Below are 18,608 nucleotides of genomic sequence, written 5' to 3' on the forward strand. Positions count from 1 at the left end.
GCTCCTTTGGGAGGGGTGCCGGGCGGGGGCCCGGCAGGAAGTTTATTCGCTGAGGTCGTGGTGATCGGCCACACGCTGCACCTTCTGGGCAGAACCGAAGACCAGCGGCACACGGCCATGCAGGGTTGCGGCCTGACGTTCCAGAATCGGGGTTTCACCATCGGTAGCATGGCCTTGAGCCTGCTCGATGATAAACGCGATCGGCGCGCATTCGTAAACCATACGCAGGCGTCCGTTTTCATACCCCGGACGTGCATCACCAGGGTAAAGGAAGATGCCGCCACGGGTCAGAATGCGGTGGGTTTCCGCCACCAACGAACCAACCCAGCGCATGTTGAAATCCATGCCCCGCGGGCCGTCTTTGCCAGCCAGACATTCGTCGATGTAGGTGCGCACCGGCTTGGTCCAGTGACGGTAGTTCGACGCGTTGATCGCAAACTCCTTGGAGGTTTCGGGGACCTCCATCGCCTGATCCACCAGTACAAACTCACCCTTCGCCGGATCCAGTACGTACTGCTGGGTGCCATTGCCGAAGGTCACAACCAGACAGGTCGCCGGACCATAAAGAATATAGCCGCCACAGATCTGTTCCGATGCCGGACGCAGGAAGCTCTCTTCAGCGCCTGCTTTAGTGTCGAAAATCGAGAAGATAGTGCCGATGGAAACGTTCACATCGATATTGGACGAACCATCCAGCGGATCAATCGCCAGCGCGTATTTGCCACCCTCGGAAGTCAGCAGCGCATCTTCCTGCTCTTCCGATGCATACCAGCGCACATCACCACCACGCAGGGCGGCCTCAAACATGTCATCAGCCAGAACATCCAGCGCCTTTTGACCATCGCCATCGCTGTTTTCACCCACTTGTGCCGCCAGCGACTGCCCCAGACCCACGCGCGCGATGATTGCGGCAACGTCGATGGAGGTGGCGCAAAGCGCGTTGATGGTAGGGTAAAGCGCGTCAGGAATGAGGTCGGGCGAAATGACGTTGGCCGGGCTGGTCATGATCGAGTCCGTTTTTGATGAAAGATGGGGCTGCTATCTCAGGAAAAAGCCGCCCCGTCCAGTTTTCCCGACCCTTTTGGCGCAAATTTGCGGCGTTTTCTTGGCTCTGAAGCGAGCAACAGCAGAAACGCCGCCCTGCACTCACCCCAGTGCAGCCCGCAGCACGCGACCCAACCGCGCGATGCCTTCGTCGATCTGCGCCTGGTTCGGGCTAGAGAAGTTGAGCCGCAGCGTGTTGCGCCCGTCCTCACCCGGATAAAACGCGCCACCGGGCACAAAGGCCACCTTTTCATCGCGCAGCGCAGCTTTCAATACGTCCGCACCATCTATGCCCTGAGGCAAGGTCATCCAGACAAACATCCCGCCTTCTGGGCGTGTCCATTCCACACCTTTCGGCATATTACGGTCCAGCGCCGCCAACATCCGGTCACGCCGCGCCTTGTAATGCGCGCACAGAAGGCGGGTGTGGTCCTCAAACCCATCTGCCGCCACATGCGCCACCGCCATCTGATTGAGCGTCGCAGTGTGCAAATCGCCCGCCTGTTTCAACAGTACCATCTGATCAATCACAGACCGCGCCGCGCAAACCCAACCGATACGCAGACCCGGTGACAGAGTTTTGGAAAACGACCCGCAATAGATCGTGCGGCACGCGTTCAAATCGCCCTTCTCCGCCAGCTCCAACGACAGGATCGGCGGGATCTCTTCCCCCTCATAGCGCAGGGACTGATAGGCCGCATCCTCGATAATCATGCAATCCATCGCCTCGGCATGCGCCAGAACCTGCTGACGCTCCTTCAGCGACAGGGTGATGCCGGTAGGGTTGGCGAAATCGGGCGACAAATAGCTGAATTTGACCCTTCCGCCAGCCGCCGCCGCGTCAGCCTGCATTTCCGCCGCAGACCGATTCCCCATCGGGTCCAGCCGATCATACCGGGGTTCATAGGCATTAAACGCACCCAGCGCGCCAAGGTATGTGGGCCAGCCCACCAGCGCGGTGTCGTTGGGCGACAGGAACAGCTTGCCCAGATAATCCAGCGCCTGCTGCGACCCCGATGTGATCAGAATATTGTCAGCCGCACAAGGCACCCCCAGCTGTTTCATCCGCCATGCCAACCATTCCCGCAGCGGCGGAAACCCTTCGGAGGTGGAATATTGCAGCGACAGCCCCTGGTTCTGATCCGATAGGACATCGGCCATCGCAGTACGGAACTTTTCCGCCGGAAACAGCGCCGGATCGGGAATTCCTCCGGCAAAGGAAATCACATCCGGCTGGTCCAATAGTTTCAAAAGCTCGCGAATTTCCGACGCTTTCATGCGGGAATTGCGGGTAGCAAAGAACGAATCCATCTTCATCGGGCGACCTCCATCTCAGTGGACCATGTTCTTTGACTGTCAGTAAGTCAATATAGCTGACATAGTTCGTGATTTTTCCAAAGCCTTCATCAAAGCGTCGCCCACCTGTCACACAGGAGCGGCATGGCAATACCGTCCAACGCATAGATACCCACAGGGAGAAACCCATGACCTTTCGCTCGATCTGCTTGACCTCGGCGATCGCCCTGCTGGCGAGTCACGCCGCCGCAGAGCAGAACTTCAACCGCATTGCCTCTTTCGCCACGCCGCTGAACATGGCGACAGGTGAGGACCGTGCGCGTGAAACCTCTGCCGAGATTATAGCCGCCACCGCTGATGGCATGACACTGGCCTACACCGACAGCCCGCTGGGCGTACTGGGCCTGATCGACATTCGTGATCCGAAAAACCCGCAGCCCTTGGGCAATATCGCACTGGATGGTGAACCCACATCGGTCGCGATTATTGGTCAGACCGCCTTCGTCGGCGTTAATACGTCCGAGAGCTACACCGCTCCGTCGGGGCACCTGTCAGTCATTGATCTGAACGCCAAAGCCGAACTGGCCCGCTGTGATCTGGGCGGTCAGCCTGACAGCGTTGCGGTTGCCAAAGATGGCAGCTTCGCCGCCATCGCAATTGAAAACGAACGCGATGAAGATCTGGGCGACGGCCGCACCGGCCAGCTGCCCGCCGGTTTCCTGTCGCTGGTTGAGATCAAAGACGGCGTTGCCGATTGTGGCACCGTGCGTGCCATCGACTTGACCGGCCTGGCCGCAGTCGATGGTCACGATCCAGAGCCCGAGTTCGTTGACATCAACAGCAAAGGTGAGGTTGTCATTTCCCTGCAGGAAAACAATCACATGGTTGTCGTGGGACGCGATGGCAGCATCCTCAGTCACTTCTCTGCCGGTGCGGTGGATCTGAACGGGATCGACACCAAGGACGAACGCGGCGCGCTGTTGTTCACCGACTCGCTAAGCGCCGTTGTCCGCGAACCGGACGCCGTGAAATGGCTGGACGATGACCACTTCGCCACTGCCAACGAAGGCGACATGGACGGTGGTTCGCGCGGCTGGACCCTGTTCAACAAAGACGGCAGCGTTGTTTATGAAAGCGGCGTCACCTTTGAACATGCGCTGGTTCAAATCGGCCACTACCCGGACAAACGTTCTGACAGCAAAGGCGTCGAGCCGGAATCGATCGAAACCGCCATCTTTGGCGACACGCCTATGATCTTCGTCGGTTCAGAACGCGGATCAGCCGTGGGCGTTTATGACGTCACCAATCCGACCGCGCCTGTGCTGACCCAGATCCTGCCTTCGGGCGTTGGGCCGGAAGGCTACGTTGCGATCCCCGGACGCAACCTGCTAATTTCCGCCAACGAAAAGGACCTGATCGAAGACAACGGCCCGCGCAGCCACGTGATGATCTACGAATACCAGGAAGCGCCCGCGCAATACCCCATGCTCACCTCCGCCGGTGCGGATGAGCTGATCGGTTGGGGCGCGATTTCTGGCATGGTTGCCGACGCGGACGGTATGATCTACGCGGTCAACGATAGCTTCTATGGGTTCCAGCCTTCGATCTTCAAGATTGATCCCAGCCAGACGCCTGCACGCATCGTCGATGTGATCCGCGTGCACCGTGCCAATGGTGAGGCGGCGCAGAAACTGGATCTGGAAGGTATCACGCTGGATGGCAAGGGTGGTTTCTGGCTGGCCTCCGAAGGGCGCACGGACCGCGCGATCCCGCATGCGATCTACCACGTCAATGCAGACGGCCTGATCAAGTCCCACAAACAGGAGTTTGGCCTGCCTGCGGAGCTGATGGCGGTTGAAAAGCGCTTCGGCTTTGAGGGCATCACCCGCGTTGGTGACACCCTTTGGATGGCAGTCCAGCGCGAATGGAAAGATGATCCCAAAAACCACGTCAAGCTGGTCGCCTACAACACCAAGACCAAGGAATGGGGCGCAGTGCACTACCCCAAAGCAGAGCCTGCTAAAGGCTGGGTTGGCCTGTCTGAAATCGTCGCGTATGGCGACTATGTCTATGTGATCGAACGCGACAACCAGATCGGTGCCGATGCTGTGACCAAAAAGATCTACCGCATCCCCACCGCAGATATGGTGCCTGCGCCACTAGGTGATGCATTGCCCGTGGTCAGCAAAGAAGAGGTGCGTGACCTAATGGGCGATCTAAAACAGCTGAACGGCTACGTTCAGGACAAAGTCGAAGGCCTGGCGATCCTGCCCAACGGTCAGGCGTTTGTGTCGACCGACAACGACGGCGTGGACGATCATTCGGGTGAGACACTGTTCTTCTCCATCGGTCAGCTGTGACCCGAACGATCCATAGATCAAGCGAAGGGTGCCCCCAGCGGGCGCCCTTTTCTTTTGGCACTGAAGCGCGCTAGGGCCTGGGTGGACGCTTTCGCAATGCCGCCCGACCTTAATAAGACATCGAACATGCCCCCTCCCGGGGGAGGGCGGAGGCAGCCCGCACTTAAACCCGCTCCCGGACAACAAAAGGGCAGCGCCGAAACGCTGCCCTTCCGGCCGACGGGCATGCATCGGCTAGGGGAAAGAGAAATAGTCGCGCGGCGCTAGTTCACCGCTTTGGCGTCCAGCACGTCTTTTTCAACCGCCTTACCGGTAGAGATCGCAATCCGGCGTGGTTTCAACGCTTCGGGCACCTCTCGGGTCAGGTCAATGTGCAGCAGGCCGTCTACATGGCTGGCACCAGTGACACGCACGTGATCGGCCAAAGTAAAGCGACGTTCAAACGCGCGGGTGGCAATACCACGGTGCAGGTATTGCGGTGACTCATCCGCCGCGTCACCTTTGCGGGCGGCGACGATCAGGGCGTTTTCCTTGACCTCAACGGTCAGGTCCGCATCGGAGAAGCCGGCGACAGCGATGGAAATGCGGTAGGCATTATCGTCTGTCTTTTCGATGTTATAGGGGGGGTAGCTGGGCTGAGGCGCGTCGTTTGTGAACACGCGGTCCATCATGTCAGCGATTTGGTCAAAACCAACGGATGCACGGTAAAGGGGTGCAAAATCAAAAGAGCGCATGGGGTATCCTCCATCTGAGCGAAACCAATATGTGGTGCCTTCCATCATGGACAGGCGGTGGTCAGGACCCATCTTTGGCGCCCTGATGCATCAGATGTGGGGAGGGGGTCTGGACGTTTCAAGACCCGATGTTAGCGCAGGACTTCACTCAATAGGTCAGTCACCGACAGAGATAAATTTGGCACCCGTGCCCGCGCGGGTTTTCTGCGAAGCACTATTGCCGCGTTTGACCACCGGGCGGGCCACGCCAACACCGGATTTCATCTGCGCCCGCAATAATTCGATCGACGCGTCCAACTGGCTGCCCAATGCAACCTTCTCTCCCTCGGACTCGGCCTTGGCCGAGATCACCGAGACGATCCGCGGCACGCCACCGCTCATGGAAAAGACCGGTGCGCCAGAAGAGCCGAAGTCCACGTCGCAGGTCAGGATAAAGACCCCCTGCTGCTGGCCTTTCACAGCGCAGATATCCTGCAGCGATGGCGCCTCTGCCCGATCATGAGCGTAAGAGACAACACCCACACGGTCCCCTGCCCCGGCATCGCGCATCACGCGGTAGGGTTCGATGGATCCATTGCGAATAGGATGGGCCAGTTGCAGCAACGCCAGATCATTGCGCACACGCTCGGCGGTGATCGGACCATCAAAACGGTAAGACGGGTGCATCACAACGCGACGTACCTGACGGTAGGCTTCGGCGCGGCCATTGCGCAGACCGGCCTGAAATTCAATGTCAGCGGAATTGAAGCGAGATCCGTCTTTGCTGTCAAACAGACAATGCGCAGCTGTCAGCACCAGATCCGGCGCGATGAGCGCGCCGGTACAAAACCCACGTCCAGCCAGATCCAAGCGCCCGACCGCTTCCCAGCCCTTGCTTTGCTCGCCTGTATCCAAACGCCTCAAACGGCTGTCCTGCGCCGCAGTTTTGGGCGCCGTGAGGGGGAGGAAGACAGCTAGGCCAAGGGCCAAAACAATAAAGCGCAGCATACAGAATCCTTTCGTCAGGCTCTGTGTAATCGCTGCTTTGGGCGAAAATGGGGCGCCAAGACGCCCCATTTCGGACCGTATTCACGGCTTAACGCAGGATCGGCACCGCCTGTTCGCGGGGTCCGCGGCCCGCGTCCAGCGCTGGTGGTTTCGGGCCACCATTGGCCCAATCCAGCAGCTCTACCGTGTGCACAATCGGCACCTCAGTAGCGGATCCGATCTGCATCATGCAGCCGATATTGCCCGCAGCGATGATATCAGGGTTCTTTGCCTCCAACGTCCGTACCTTGCGCTGTTTTAGCTGACCAGAGATTTCGGGTTGCATCAGGTTATAGGTACCAGCCGACCCACAGCACAGATGACTGTCTGCTGGTTCCACCACGGTAAAACCTGCCTTTTTCAGCAAATCCTTCGGATAGGTCTTGATCTTCTGGCCGTGCTGCAGCGAACAGGCCGCGTGGTAAGCGATGGTCAATTCCTTGTCCTCGCCTTCGGGCAGCCCCAGCTTCATCAACACCTCAGACACATCCATCGCGATAGTGGACACACGCGCCGCATCTGCCGCCAGCGCGTCGTTGCGAAACATATGGCCGTAGTCCTTCACCGTGGTTCCACAGCCAGAAGTGTTGATCACGATCGCATCCAGACCTTCGCCATCCATCTCGCGGATCCAAGAGTGGATGTTCTTGGCCGCCGCATCATGGCTGTCTTTGGTTTTCCCCATATGGTGGGTCAGCGCACCACAGCAACCCGCGCCTTCGGGGATCACTACGTCACAGCCCATACGCTTCAGCAGACGGATGGTTGCATCGTTGATATCTGTGTTCAACGCCTTTTGGGCGCACCCGGTCATAAGTGCCACACGCATTTTACGTGGTTGTTCGGACGCAAAGGTCTGAGGGTCATCATTGCGGCTGACCGGTGGGATATGTTTCGGCGCCATTTCCAGCATCGCACGCAAACGCGCATCGGGCATCAAGCGGGCCAGAGGCCGGCCAATCTTGGCCCCCATCAGCGCCAGACGGAAGCGCATAGGATATGGCAGGATCTGCGCCAGAACCCAGCGCAACGCGCGGTCGGTGAAAGGGCGTTTGTAGTTATCTTCGATATATTCCCGCGCGTGATCAACGAGGTGCATGTAGTGCACCCCCGACGGGCAGGTGGTCATACAGGCAAGACAGCTCAGGCAGCGGTCCACGTGTTTCACCGTCTTTTCATCCGGCACACGTTCGTTTTCCAGCATGTCCTTAATTTGATAGATCCGGCCACGAGGGCTGTCCAGTTCATCGCCTAGAACCTGATAGGTCGGGCAGGTCGCGGTACAGAACCCACAGTGCACACAGGCGCGCAGGATTTCGTTCGCTCGTTCGATGCCCGGATCTTTCAGCTGCTCCTCGGTAAATGTTGTCTGCATGTCTTACCCCATCAGCCCGGTGTTCAGGATCCCGCGCGGATCGTATTTCTGGCGAATACTCGCAGTAAGCGCCGCAACAGGGGCGCGTTCGGGGTGCAGCATGGCAATCTGCGCCTTGGTCTCATCGCCTGCGCGCACCAGCGTGGCATGGCCACTGATACCTGCCAGTAAGGGCCGAATGTCCTGACCCGGATCGGTCAGCGCCCAGACGAGGCCACCGCCCCAGTCATACATTACACCGCGTGCGTTCAGCGCCGCCGCCACGCGCGGGCCATCCGATGGTTTCACCGAAATGCGCCAAACGTCGCCTTCTTGGGTCGCGAAACCTTCGACGTCGCGGATCCATTTCCACCCTGCGGCCAGTTTATCCGCGTCGGTTTCAACGCTGACGTCGCCAAACTTGCCCAGCTGGGTTTTCAACTGTTCAGAGCGATAGGCCACCGCACCAGCGAAACCTTCGATGCGCACCATAGTGACCGGCGTGCCATCAACACCCACAGGGGCATGGGCAGCCCCCGTCACATCGTAGGGCGATCCCAGCGCGGCAGACATCGCCTGCACCGCCGTCGCATCATCCAACCCGTTGATCAACACGGTCGCCGCCGCCTCTGGCTTAGGCAGCACCTTGAAGCTGATCTCGCTCAGCACACCCAACGTGCCGTAGGAGCCAGCCAGCAGTTTCACCAGATCGTAGCCGGTCACGTTCTTCATCACGCGACCGCCGTTTTTCAGCACCACGCCGTTGCCATCCACAAACCGCACACCAAGCATATAGTCACGGCAGGCCCCAGCCTGCACGCGGCGCGGACCCGAGATGTTGGCCGCTGCAACGCCGCCGATCGTCGGCACCCCAGCGGTGCCCAACAGCGCGCGGTGGTCCATCGGTTCAAACGGCAACCGCTGCCCTTCGGAGGCCAGCAGCGCCTCAACCTCAGCCACCGGCGTGCCGGCCTTTACCACCAGCGTCAGCGCGCCGGGTTCATAAATCTCCACCCCCGACAAACCACCAGTTTCCAGCACCGCGCCAGCGGGCGCCATACCACGGGTGTTGCCGCCGCGAATGGACAAGGGGGCATCGGCGCCCTTTATTATATCGGCCAGTTCGGCCTCTGTCTCAGGTCTCATATTTCCAGCTTTCATATATCTGAACTAGGGCGCAATCACTCAGCCGCGATGCGGCGGGGTGCGCTGGTCGCCAGCGGGAAGACCTTGGCTGGGTTCAGCAGCCACTTGGGATCAAAGACGTCTTTGACCGCCATCTGCGCCTCCATATCCTCAGGCGCGAACTGATCGACCATCAGGTCGCGTTTCTCGATGCCCACACCGTGTTCACCAGTCAGGCAACCGCCCACCTCGACACAGAGTTTCAGGATATCGGCGCCAAAAGCTTCGCATTTTTCCAGATCACCGGGTTTGTTCGCGTTGAACAGGATCAACGGGTGCATGTTGCCGTCACCGGCGTGGAATACGTTGCCGACGCCCAGCCCATATTCCTTACTCATCTCACCGATGCGGCGCAGGACGTAGGGCAGTTGGTTCACCGGAATGGTGCCATCCAGACACATGTAGTCGTTGATCTGCCCCATCGCGCCAAAGGCCGATTTGCGGCCCAGCCAGATGCGTGCGCTTTCATCGGCGCTGTTGCTTTCGCGCAGTTCTACTGGATTGTGCGATTTCGCAATAGCGAGGATCTTTTCAAGCTGTTCGTCAATCTCGGCATCGCTGCCTTCGACCTCAACGATCAGCAATGCCTCGCAATCAGGGTAGCCCGCACCGGCGAAGGCTTCGGTCGCGCGGATACAAGGGCGGTCCATAAATTCAATCGCAACCGGCAGAACCCCTGCCTTAATGATGTCGCTGACGCATTCGCCGGCAACCTCATTACTGTCAAACCCCATCAGCACAGGGCGTGCGCCCTCAGGCTTGCGCAGAATACGCAGGGTCGCTTCTGTCACTACACCCAATTGCCCCTCGGATCCGCAAATCACGCCCAGCAGGTCAAGACCGCCCGCATCAAGATGCGCGCCGCCAATCTCAACCACAGTGCCATCCATCTGCACCATTGTTACGCCCAAGAGGTTGTTGGTCGTGACGCCATATTTCAGGCAGTGCGCCCCACCAGAATTCATCGCAATGTTGCCGGAAATCGCACAAGCAAGCTGCGATGAGGGGTCAGGCGCATAGAAAAAATCTTCTTCCTCAACCGCGCCGGACACACTGAGATTGGTGCGTCCCGTCTGCACGCGGACGAAACGGTTGTCGTAATCGGTTTCCAGCACCTCGCTCATACGGGCGACACCCAGAATGACCGAATCCGCAGTGGGCAGCGCTCCGCCGGCCAGTGAGGTTCCCGCCCCGCGCGGCACCACCGGCACCCCCATGTCATGGCAGATTGTCAGCACCGCTGCGACCTCTTCGGTGTTGCGTGGCAAAACGGCGGCCAGCGGTGGGCAGCGGTAAGCAGTCAGTGCATCACACTCATAGGCGCGGGTTTCCACTTCTTCGTGGATCACCGCGTCATGGGGCAAAACCTCTTGTAATTTTTTGACCAATAGCGGCTTAAGAGCCAATATATCTGGGTTGGGTTTTGGCATTTCCATGTGACACCTCCCTTGAATTGGTAAACTTATATAACCAAAAAAACCCCTTCAGCAAAAACTTTTTGCCGAAGTGCCGTGGCGACACTTGTACATGCGCGGCCAAAACAGGCAGAAGGAGCACATGCAATGGGTTAAAATCATACACATCTTGTGCGTCATGGGCTGGATGACCAGCATCTTTGCCGTACCCCGTGCGCTGATCTACTGGCGGCGCGAATATGATCGATTAGGCGAATTTGGCCCGCTCGGAGATCTGACAATCCGCCTCTATCGATTCTCTGCCGGGTTAGGCGTGATCGCGTTAATCACTGGGCTTTGGCTGGGCTGGCAATGGGATTTTGCCACTTGGGTCTGGCTGAAACTGGGACTCGTCTCTGCCCTTACGGGGCATTATATCTGGACCGGTAAAATGGTGATCGCCGCACGGCGTGGCCAGTTTGCCGAGAGTGAAATGTTCCTGCGTATCTTTAATGAAGTCAGCGTTTTTGGCGTCATCGCCATCCTGTGGGTCGTCGTCACCAAACCATTCTGAGGGCTGCACATGCTGGACAATATGATCGACCTGCCGATGTCCCTGCATGACATTGCCGCGCTGTTTGACCGGATGGATCTGGTGGCGTTGCTGTGCCTGTTTTTTGCATGGCTATTGATCGGCTGGTTGATCCAGAACCCGCCGAAATCGCGCCCCTCTGTGGCACTCTTAATGGCGGAGTACCGACGCGAATGGATGCGTCAGATGGTCTATCGCAACCCGCGCATTTTTGACGCCCAGACTCTGACGACCCTGCGACAGGGCACGTCTTTCTTTGCCTCTGCCGCGATGATCGCCATCGGGGCAGCACTGGCAGCGGTGGGCAATGTCGATCAGTTGATCGACGTCGCCAGCGACCTGTCTATCAACAACGATCCCCGCATCGTCTTTGAAGCCAAGCTCTTGGTGGTTCTGTTCTTCCTCACCAATGCATTCCTTAAATTTGTCTGGTCCCACCGCCTGTTCGGCTACTGTGCGGTGATGATGGGGGCTGTCCCGAATGACGAGAATAACCCAGATGCCATACCCCGCGCCCTGAAAGCGGCCGAGATCAACATCACCGGCACCCGCAGCTACAATCAAGGTCTGCGGTCCATCTATTTCGCACTGGCGACAACCGCATGGATGATCGGGCCACTCGCGTTGATCGTCGCCACTCTTGTAACCTTCGGCGTGCTATGGCGACGCGATTTTGCATCACGGTCGCGGGCCGTCATTCTGGCGGCCACCGACGGAATGGAGCACAGCGCGGATAACCGCCGCGAACAGTGAAACAGTTCACACAGCATCGTGACCCTGCACCCAAAGGTGCGATGCTATAAGTGCAAACATGACACGTCTTATCCTGCGCTCCACAATTTTTTCTCTCGCTTGTGCAACCTTTATTGGCACCGCTGCCTTCGCCGATGCCCCGGAAGTCCTGGCAGTTGAAACACAAAAATCCGGCATGGGCTGGCGGTTCGATGTGACGATTAAACACAACGATACCGGCTGGGATCACTACGCCGACGCGTGGGAGGTTCTGGATCAGGACGGCAATCGGCTGGGGCTACGCAAACTGGCCCACCCCCATGTGGAGGAACAACCTTTCACCCGGTCGCTCAGCTCGGTGATGGTGCCGGACGGCACTCGCGTGGTCTATGTACGCGCCAGCTGTTCCAAAGGCGGCTGGAAAAGCAACACCGTCGCAGTGGAGCTAAAGCACTAACCACCGACTCCGCATCAGTTAATTTGCATCAATGATGGTCAATATTGCCGCCCGACCCTATCTTATCTGTGGTATAATTGCTGACAGTAAGAATGAGGACCGCGATGCAACAGATCCCTTCCGCCGACGGAATCGCCAAAGCAGCCAAAGCCGCCCAGAACGGCAAAGGCCTGCCCCCTGTCCACCTGTGGAACCCTGACTTTTGCGGCGATCTGGACATGCGGATTGCCCGCGACGGCACCTGGTTTTACCTTGGAACGCCGATCGGGCGGCCAGAATTGGTGCGGCTGTTCTCCACCATCCTTCGCAAGGATGATGACAAATATTTCCTTGTCACACCGGTGGAAAAGGTCGGCATCACCGTCGATGACGCCCCTTTTGTGGCCGTCGATTTCACCGTGAAAGGCGAAGGCAACGGCCAGACGCTGCATTTTTCCACCAACCTTGGCGACGAAACCACAGCAGGCCCCGATGCGCCGATCCGTGTGATACGCGATTGCGAAACTGGCGAACCATCGCCCTATGTGCTGGTACGTACCAACCTAGAGGCATTGATTGACCGCAAAAGCTTCTACCGACTGGTAGAGATCGGCGCGCATCAGGAACAGGACGGGGTCAGTTGGTTTGGCCTGTGGTCCGGCGGCGCGTTTTTCCCCCTCATCCCCTCAGCAGAGTTGGAGGGCTAAGTCCCCCATCTTTCGCTTCACGACTCTCTGGGCGTTACGGGACGCACCAAGCCTTCTTGCGCAGTGCTGGCCACAAGGCGACCATCGCGGCTAAAGATCTGCCCGCGGTTCAAACCTCGTGCACCACCGGTCCAAGGGGCGTCCATCGCATAAAGATGCCAGTCACCGAACTCGAAATCCTGATGAAACCAGACCGCATGGTCGAGGCTGGCAAACTGCATATCAGGATCGGCAAAGGCCTTCGCCCACGGCAACACAGCCGTGCCCAACAGATTGAAATCGGATGCATAGGCCAGTGCCGCGCGGTGCATCGACGGGTTCGCCCCCAGATCGCCGCGCGACCGCATCCAGACATATTGCACCGGATCACGCGGCTCCCGTGAAAACGGCGCACGCAGGCCAACGGCCCGCATCTCCACCGGCTTTGGCGCTTTCAACCACTGACAATAGCTTTCGGGGATCTGATCTGCAAAACGCGCGCCCAGTTCCGTCTCATTTTCCAGCCCTTCGGGACCGGGGACATCCGGCATTGTGATCTGCTGGGAATAGCCCTCTTCGCGCACATGGAAAGACGCCGCAAGGTTCAGGATCGGCTTACCCGACTGCACCGCAATCACCCGACGCGTGGCAAAACTGCGCCCATCGCGGTCCCGCTCCACGCGATAAAGAACAGGCTTGGTCGCGTCGCCGGGGCGCATGAAATAGGCATGCAGCGAATGCACGGGGCGATCGTCTCCCACAGTCTTGATCGCAGATTTCAGCGCCTGCCCGATCACCTGCCCGCCAAAACTGCGTCCGCGTCCCTGCGGGGTGGCCATGCCGCGAAAGAAGTTGTCTTCCACCGCCTCGACCTGCAACAGGTCGTGCAGCCAACGGGAAATATCGGGTCGTTCGGTGCTCATCTTCGTGCCTCTGACTGTTGAGCGCCTGATTTGAGTGGATTTACCCCCCTGACGCAAGACCGCAGAAATCCGTAGATCCCAAGCAAAAAGGGCGCCCTGCTTAGGGCGCCCTTTCGTAGCCTTATGAAGTGCGATCAAACACCCGCGTCGATGATCGCCTGCGCCAAAATAGGCACTGATGTTTTGTTCAGACCAGCGATGTTCATACGGGAATCGCCAACCATGTAGATCGCGTGCTCTTTGCGCATGACCTCAACCAGTTCCGGCGTGGTGCCAAGGCGCGAAAACATGCCGCGGTGCTGTGCGAGGAAGCCGAAACGGTCCGACCCCGACAGGCGCTGCAGCTCACCGGTCAGCTGTTCGCGCAAACCCAGCATCGACAGGCGCACCTCTTCCAACTCTGCCGCCCAGTCGGCCCGCAGCGCAGGATCCTGCAGGATCATCGACACAACGCGCGCACCGTGATCCGGCGGGAAAGAATAGTTCTGACGGTTGAGGAAGTTCAGCGACCCTTGCGTCAGGCCGACCAGCGACTTGTCCTGAGAGATTGCCATCAGGATGCCGGTCCGCTCACGATAGACACCGAAGTTTTTCGAGCAACTGGCAGCAATCAGACATTCCGGCACCGAGGAGGCCACCAGACGAGTCGCCTGCGCATCCTCTTCCAGACCATCTCCAAAGCCCTGATAGGCGATGTCGATCATCGGGATCGCGCCAGTTTCCAGCAGAACCGCAACAACCTCTTGCCACTGCGCCATGTTCAGGTTGGCCCCGGTGGGATTGTGGCAGCAGCCGTGCAGCAGCACAACATCGCCCTTTTTGGCCTGTTTCAGATCGGCGATCATGCCGTCGAAATCCACGCCACGGGTTTCACCATCGAAATAACGGTATTCCACCACAGGCATGTTCAGGAATTTCAGGATCGACAGGTGGTTCGGCCACGTCGGGTTCGACACGAACACGCGCGCCTCTGGGTTCGACCAGCGGATCATTTCAAACGCCTGACGGCAGGCGCCGGTGCCACCGGGGGTGGCGGCAGCAGAAATGCTGTCACGGGCCACGCTGTCGCCCAACACCAGATCAATCATCGCGTCAGAAAAACTGGGATCGCCGGCCAAACCTGTGTAGGCCTTGGTTTCCTGCTGTTCCCACAGCTGTTTTTCAGCGGCCTTCACGGCGCGCATCACAGGCGTCACACCGTCGGCATTTTTATAGACCCCGACGCCAAGATCGATCTTGGTGTCGCGCGGATCTTCGCGGAAGGCCTGCATTAAGGCCAGGATTTTATCGGCGGGTTGTTGTTTCAGATTGCTGAACATGGTCTCAGGCTTCTCCAGTGGCGACGGGGACAGTGGGGAAGGCCCCCCATTCCGTCCAGGATCCGTCATAAAGCGAATGATCGGTCTTGCCCGTGGCTTCCAGTGCCAGACTCAGCACTGCGGCGGTGACGCCGGATCCACAGCTGGTGATCACGGGTTTAGAAAGGTCAACACCCGCAGCCGCAAAGATCGCCGTGATCTCGGCCGGGGATTTCATTGTCTGGTCATCGTTCAGAAGCGACTTGAAGAACACATTGCGCGATCCGGGAATATGGCCAGACCGCAGACCTTCGCGCGGCTCCGCCACCTCCCCACGGAAGCGTTCGGGTGCGCGGGCGTCCACGATCACGTAATCGCCCAGCTTCGCAGCCGAGGACACTTGCGTCACATCCTTCACCATCTCTGGGCGGCGACGCACGGTCATGTGGCGATCCCGAATAACAGGCGGCAGGTCATCGACGGGACGGCCTTCGGCCAGCCATTTTGGCAGACCACCGTCCAACACGGCAATGTTGTCCTGCCCCATCAGCTTGAACAGCCACCAAACCCGCGCTGCGGAGTACAATCCGGCACCGTCATAGACCACAACCTGATGGCCATCTCCCACGCCCATGGCACGCAGACGCGACATGAATTTTTCCACCGGCGGCACCATATGTGGCAGGTCAGAGCGATGATCCGAGACATCATCAATGTCAAAGAAACGGGCGCCAGAAATATGCGCCTGATCAAATTCGGCGCGGGCATCGCGCCCCTCGGACGCCATATACATGCTGGCATCCAGAATACGCAGATCAGGATCTTTCAGATGCGCGGCCAACCATTCGGTAGACACCAGCGTTTTGGGATCATCATAGGCCATCACCACCCCCATCGATCAGTTCATATCCGACCTATAGAACAAGGACGTCAAGGGCAAGACCCGCCCCCATCCGACCTAACGCCAGAACGCACTGCATCAGTTGAAGATTGAAAGATCATTGATAGGCGCTTGCAACGCGCCGTTGGTCTTCAGACCATTAAGCGATCACTCACCATGACGCAGCAGGCGCTGTTTCTGGCGGCCCCAGTCACGCTTGGCTTCGGTGGCGCGTTTGTCGTGCAGCTTCTTGCCCTTGGCGATGCCGATCTTCAGCTTCGCCAGACCTTTGTGGTTAAAGTAGAGAACCATCGGCACCAGCGTCATGCCTTTGCGCTGGGTGTCGTTCCACATGCGCGACAGTTCTTTCTTGCTGACCAAGAGCTTACGACGACGGCGTTCCTCATGGCCCCAGGTCTTGGCCTGCTCATAAGGGGCGATGTAGCTGTTCACCAACCACAGTTCACCATTCTCAACCGCCGCATAGCTTTCAGCGATATTGGCAGAGTTTTCGCGCAGAGACTTCACCTCAGACCCTTGCAGGATAATGCCGCACTCGACGTCATCCTCAATGGCATAGTCAAATCGGGCACGCCGATTTTCGGCCACCACTTTGTAATTCGGATCTGCGTTTTTCTTCTGTGCCATGGGGCTGTCCTAATGCGCATGAGCGCAACTGTCCATGCGTGCGCCCGTGTCAGATCAGAAACAAAGACTGTTTTTTCAAGCCAGCGGCGCCAAAACCTGCCACAGTTAAGGGGATCAACCAGCAGAGAGCGTCGGAAGGGGGATAAAAAACATTCGATCTTTCATATATATTATTTCGAATATATAAGTATCGAACCAACGCGACAGGACATAAGACTCATGGAACTGCCCCCTTACCTGCGGCGCAACCTGCCAATCCTTGATTGGGCCACAGGCTACAACCGTAACACACTGACCAATGACATGTTGGCGGCGGTGATCGTGACGATCATGCTGATCCCGCAATCACTGGCCTATGCGCTGCTGGCGGGGCTACCTGCGGAAATGGGGCTTTATGCGTCGATCCTGCCACTGGTGGCTTATGCAATCTTCGGCACCAGCCGCGCTTTGGCCGTTGGTCCTGTAGCCGTGGTGTCGCTAATGACCGCAGCGGCAGTGGGCAATCTGGCGCTGCAAGGCACCGCAGAATATGCGCAGGCGGCCATCACACTGGCGTTCATGTCCGGTGCAATCCTGTTGGTTATGGGGATTTTCCGGCTGGGGTTTCTGGCCAACTTCCTCAGCCATCCGGTGATTGCGGGGTTCATCACCGCCTCTGGCATCCTGATTGCCACCTCACAGTTGAAACATATCGCTGGTATTGAGGCGCACGGGCACAACATGGTCGAACTGCTGTATTCACTCGCCACGCATCTTAGCGAATTGAACCCGATCACCGCCGCCATCGGCATCAGCACTGTGGCGTTCCTGTTCTGGGTCCGCAAAGGGATGAAGCCGCTTCTTTTGTCGCTAGGCCTGCCACCGCGTTTGGCGGATACCGTAACCAAGGCAGGGCCTGTGTTCGCCGTCGCCGCAACCACGTTGGTGACTTGGGGCTTTGACCTAGGCGCGCGGGGTGTTGCCATCGTGGGGGATGTGCCCAAAGGCCTGCCGCCCTTCAGCCTGCCATCCTTCAGCATCGACCTTTGGGGGGCACTGTTCATGTCGGCGCTGCTGATATCGATCATCGGGTTTGTTGAATCCGTCTCCGTCGCGCAGACGCTGGCAATCAAGAAACGCCAGCGTATTGTCCCTGATCAGGAGTTGATCGGCCTTGGCACCTCCAACATCGCGGCAGCGATCAGTGGCGGTTATCCTGTGACCGGCGGATTTGCCCGGTCTGTGGTAAACTATGACGCAGGCGCCGAAACCCCTGCCGCGGGTGCCTTCACCGCTGTTGGCATCCTGCTGGCGGCGCTGTTTCTGACGCCGCTTTTGTTCTTCCTGCCCAAGGCGACGCTAGCAGCGACCATCATCGTTGCGGTCCTCAGTCTTGTGGACCTGTCGATTCTGCGCAGCACATGGGACTATTCCCGCGTCGATTTCGCCGCTGTGGCCACCACCATCGCCTTAACCCTGTTGATGGGGGTCGAGATTGGCGTCTCTGCTGGTGTGATTCTGTCGATCCTGCTGTTTCTTTACAAAACCTCCCGTCCCCATGTGGCAGAGGTGGGGCTGGTTCCCGGCACCCAGCATTTTCGCAACATCCTGCGGCATCAGGTAGAAACCCATCCAGAGGTGGTCACCCTGCGCATTGACGAGAGTCTCTATTTCGCCAACGCGCGCTTCCTAGAAGATTACATCTACGACCGCATTGCCTGCGAGGAGCCGATTGCGCATGTCGTGCTGCTGTGTTCCGCCGTTAATGAGATCGATATGTCCGCGCTGGAAAGCCTGGAGCAGATTAACCACCGCCTGGCAGACCTGAACATCAAGCTGCACCTGTCAGAGGTGAAAGGCCCAGTGATGGACAAGCTACAACGCAGTCACCTGCTGGACGCGCTGAGCGGAGAGGTGTTCCTATGCCATTATGATGCGATCTGCGCCCTAACCAACCAGCCGGAGGGCTGCGAGGGCGAGAGCACAAGCGATGCCGCAGAATAGCCGCCGCGAACACCATACGCTTGCGTATTGAACAGTT

The 18,608-nt window shown here is 58.4% G+C and carries 17 protein-coding genes; 6 read left to right on the top strand and 11 right to left on the bottom strand.

Annotated features, from left to right (window positions below):
• Window positions 1-42: 42 nt before the first annotated feature.
• Both MHM86_RS09645 and MHM86_RS09650 read right to left on the bottom strand, forming a co-directional pair.
• A complete protein-coding gene (locus MHM86_RS09645; RefSeq protein ID WP_239198436.1) occupies window positions 43-1,005 on the bottom strand; it encodes a class 1 fructose-bisphosphatase in 963 nt (320 codons plus the stop codon).
• A gap of 141 nt (window positions 1,006-1,146) precedes the next feature.
• Window positions 1,147-2,361 (bottom strand): PLP-dependent aminotransferase family protein, encoded by a 1,215-nt coding sequence (locus tag MHM86_RS09650; protein ID WP_239198439.1) that lies wholly within the window; start codon window positions 2,359-2,361, stop codon window positions 1,147-1,149.
• Between the two features lie 167 nt (window positions 2,362-2,528).
• Here MHM86_RS09650 and MHM86_RS09655 point away from each other — a divergent pair, with 167 nt between their 5' ends.
• On the top strand, window positions 2,529-4,700 hold the full coding sequence (locus MHM86_RS09655) for an esterase-like activity of phytase family protein (RefSeq protein ID WP_239198442.1): 2,172 nt from the start codon (window positions 2,529-2,531) through the stop codon (window positions 4,698-4,700).
• Window positions 4,701-4,963: 263 nt separating this feature from the next.
• Here MHM86_RS09655 and MHM86_RS09660 read toward each other — a convergent pair whose 3' ends face one another.
• The 5 genes from MHM86_RS09660 to MHM86_RS09680 all read right to left on the bottom strand — a co-directional run bounded on the left by MHM86_RS09660 (window position 4,964) and on the right by MHM86_RS09680 (window position 10,435).
• Window positions 4,964-5,434, bottom strand: coding sequence for an Hsp20 family protein (locus MHM86_RS09660; protein WP_239198445.1), 471 nt, complete (start codon window positions 5,432-5,434; stop codon window positions 4,964-4,966).
• Window positions 5,435-5,590: 156 nt separating this feature from the next.
• A complete protein-coding gene (locus tag MHM86_RS09665; protein ID WP_239198448.1) occupies window positions 5,591-6,421 on the bottom strand; it encodes a serine protease in 831 nt (276 codons plus the stop codon).
• Between the two features lie 88 nt (window positions 6,422-6,509).
• On the bottom strand, window positions 6,510-7,835 hold the full coding sequence (glcF, locus tag MHM86_RS09670) for a glycolate oxidase subunit GlcF (protein WP_239198451.1): 1,326 nt from the start codon (window positions 7,833-7,835) through the stop codon (window positions 6,510-6,512).
• A gap of 3 nt (window positions 7,836-7,838) precedes the next feature.
• Complete coding sequence (locus tag MHM86_RS09675) at window positions 7,839-8,960, bottom strand: FAD-binding protein (protein WP_239198454.1); 1,122 nt, start codon at window positions 8,958-8,960, stop codon at window positions 7,839-7,841.
• A 35-nt stretch (window positions 8,961-8,995) separates the two neighbouring features.
• Complete coding sequence (locus MHM86_RS09680; RefSeq protein WP_239198457.1) at window positions 8,996-10,435, bottom strand: FAD-linked oxidase C-terminal domain-containing protein; 1,440 nt, start codon at window positions 10,433-10,435, stop codon at window positions 8,996-8,998.
• A gap of 121 nt (window positions 10,436-10,556) precedes the next feature.
• Here MHM86_RS09680 and MHM86_RS09685 point away from each other — a divergent pair, with 121 nt between their 5' ends.
• The 4 genes from MHM86_RS09685 (at window position 10,557) to MHM86_RS09700 (ending at window position 12,860) form a co-directional block, all read left to right on the top strand.
• Complete coding sequence (locus tag MHM86_RS09685) at window positions 10,557-10,967, top strand: CopD family protein (protein WP_239198460.1); 411 nt, start codon at window positions 10,557-10,559, stop codon at window positions 10,965-10,967.
• A 9-nt stretch (window positions 10,968-10,976) separates the two neighbouring features.
• Window positions 10,977-11,738: a DUF599 domain-containing protein gene (locus MHM86_RS09690; protein ID WP_239198463.1), complete on the top strand. Its 762-nt coding sequence runs from the start codon at window positions 10,977-10,979 to the stop codon at window positions 11,736-11,738.
• A gap of 58 nt (window positions 11,739-11,796) precedes the next feature.
• Window positions 11,797-12,174: a hypothetical protein gene (locus tag MHM86_RS09695; RefSeq protein WP_239198466.1), complete on the top strand. Its 378-nt coding sequence runs from the start codon at window positions 11,797-11,799 to the stop codon at window positions 12,172-12,174.
• Between the two features lie 104 nt (window positions 12,175-12,278).
• Window positions 12,279-12,860 (top strand): DUF1285 domain-containing protein, encoded by a 582-nt coding sequence (locus MHM86_RS09700; RefSeq protein ID WP_239198469.1) that lies wholly within the window; start codon window positions 12,279-12,281, stop codon window positions 12,858-12,860.
• A gap of 17 nt (window positions 12,861-12,877) precedes the next feature.
• Here the strand turns inward: MHM86_RS09700 and MHM86_RS09705 are convergent, their stop codons facing one another.
• The 4 genes from MHM86_RS09705 to smpB form a co-directional block, all read right to left on the bottom strand.
• Entirely contained in the window at window positions 12,878-13,762 is an 885-nt protein-coding gene (locus MHM86_RS09705) for an acyl-CoA thioesterase II (protein ID WP_239198472.1), read from the bottom strand.
• A 134-nt stretch (window positions 13,763-13,896) separates the two neighbouring features.
• Window positions 13,897-15,081: an amino acid aminotransferase gene (locus tag MHM86_RS09710; protein WP_239198475.1), complete on the bottom strand. Its 1,185-nt coding sequence runs from the start codon at window positions 15,079-15,081 to the stop codon at window positions 13,897-13,899.
• A 4-nt stretch (window positions 15,082-15,085) separates the two neighbouring features.
• Window positions 15,086-15,943: a 3-mercaptopyruvate sulfurtransferase gene (gene sseA / locus MHM86_RS09715; protein ID WP_239198478.1), complete on the bottom strand. Its 858-nt coding sequence runs from the start codon at window positions 15,941-15,943 to the stop codon at window positions 15,086-15,088.
• A gap of 165 nt (window positions 15,944-16,108) precedes the next feature.
• Window positions 16,109-16,588: an SsrA-binding protein SmpB gene (gene smpB, locus MHM86_RS09720; RefSeq protein ID WP_239198481.1), complete on the bottom strand. Its 480-nt coding sequence runs from the start codon at window positions 16,586-16,588 to the stop codon at window positions 16,109-16,111.
• 219 nt (window positions 16,589-16,807) lie between these two features.
• Between smpB and MHM86_RS09725 the strand changes: the two genes are divergently transcribed.
• The gene (locus tag MHM86_RS09725) at window positions 16,808-18,571 is read left to right on the top strand and encodes a SulP family inorganic anion transporter (RefSeq protein WP_239198484.1); all 1,764 of its coding nucleotides are present in this window, start codon (window positions 16,808-16,810) and stop codon (window positions 18,569-18,571) included.
• The last annotated feature ends 37 nt before the right edge of the window (window positions 18,572-18,608 follow it).

The organism is Thalassobius sp. Cn5-15 (assembly GCF_022347685.1).
GTDB lineage: Bacteria > Pseudomonadota > Alphaproteobacteria > Rhodobacterales > Rhodobacteraceae > Thalassobius.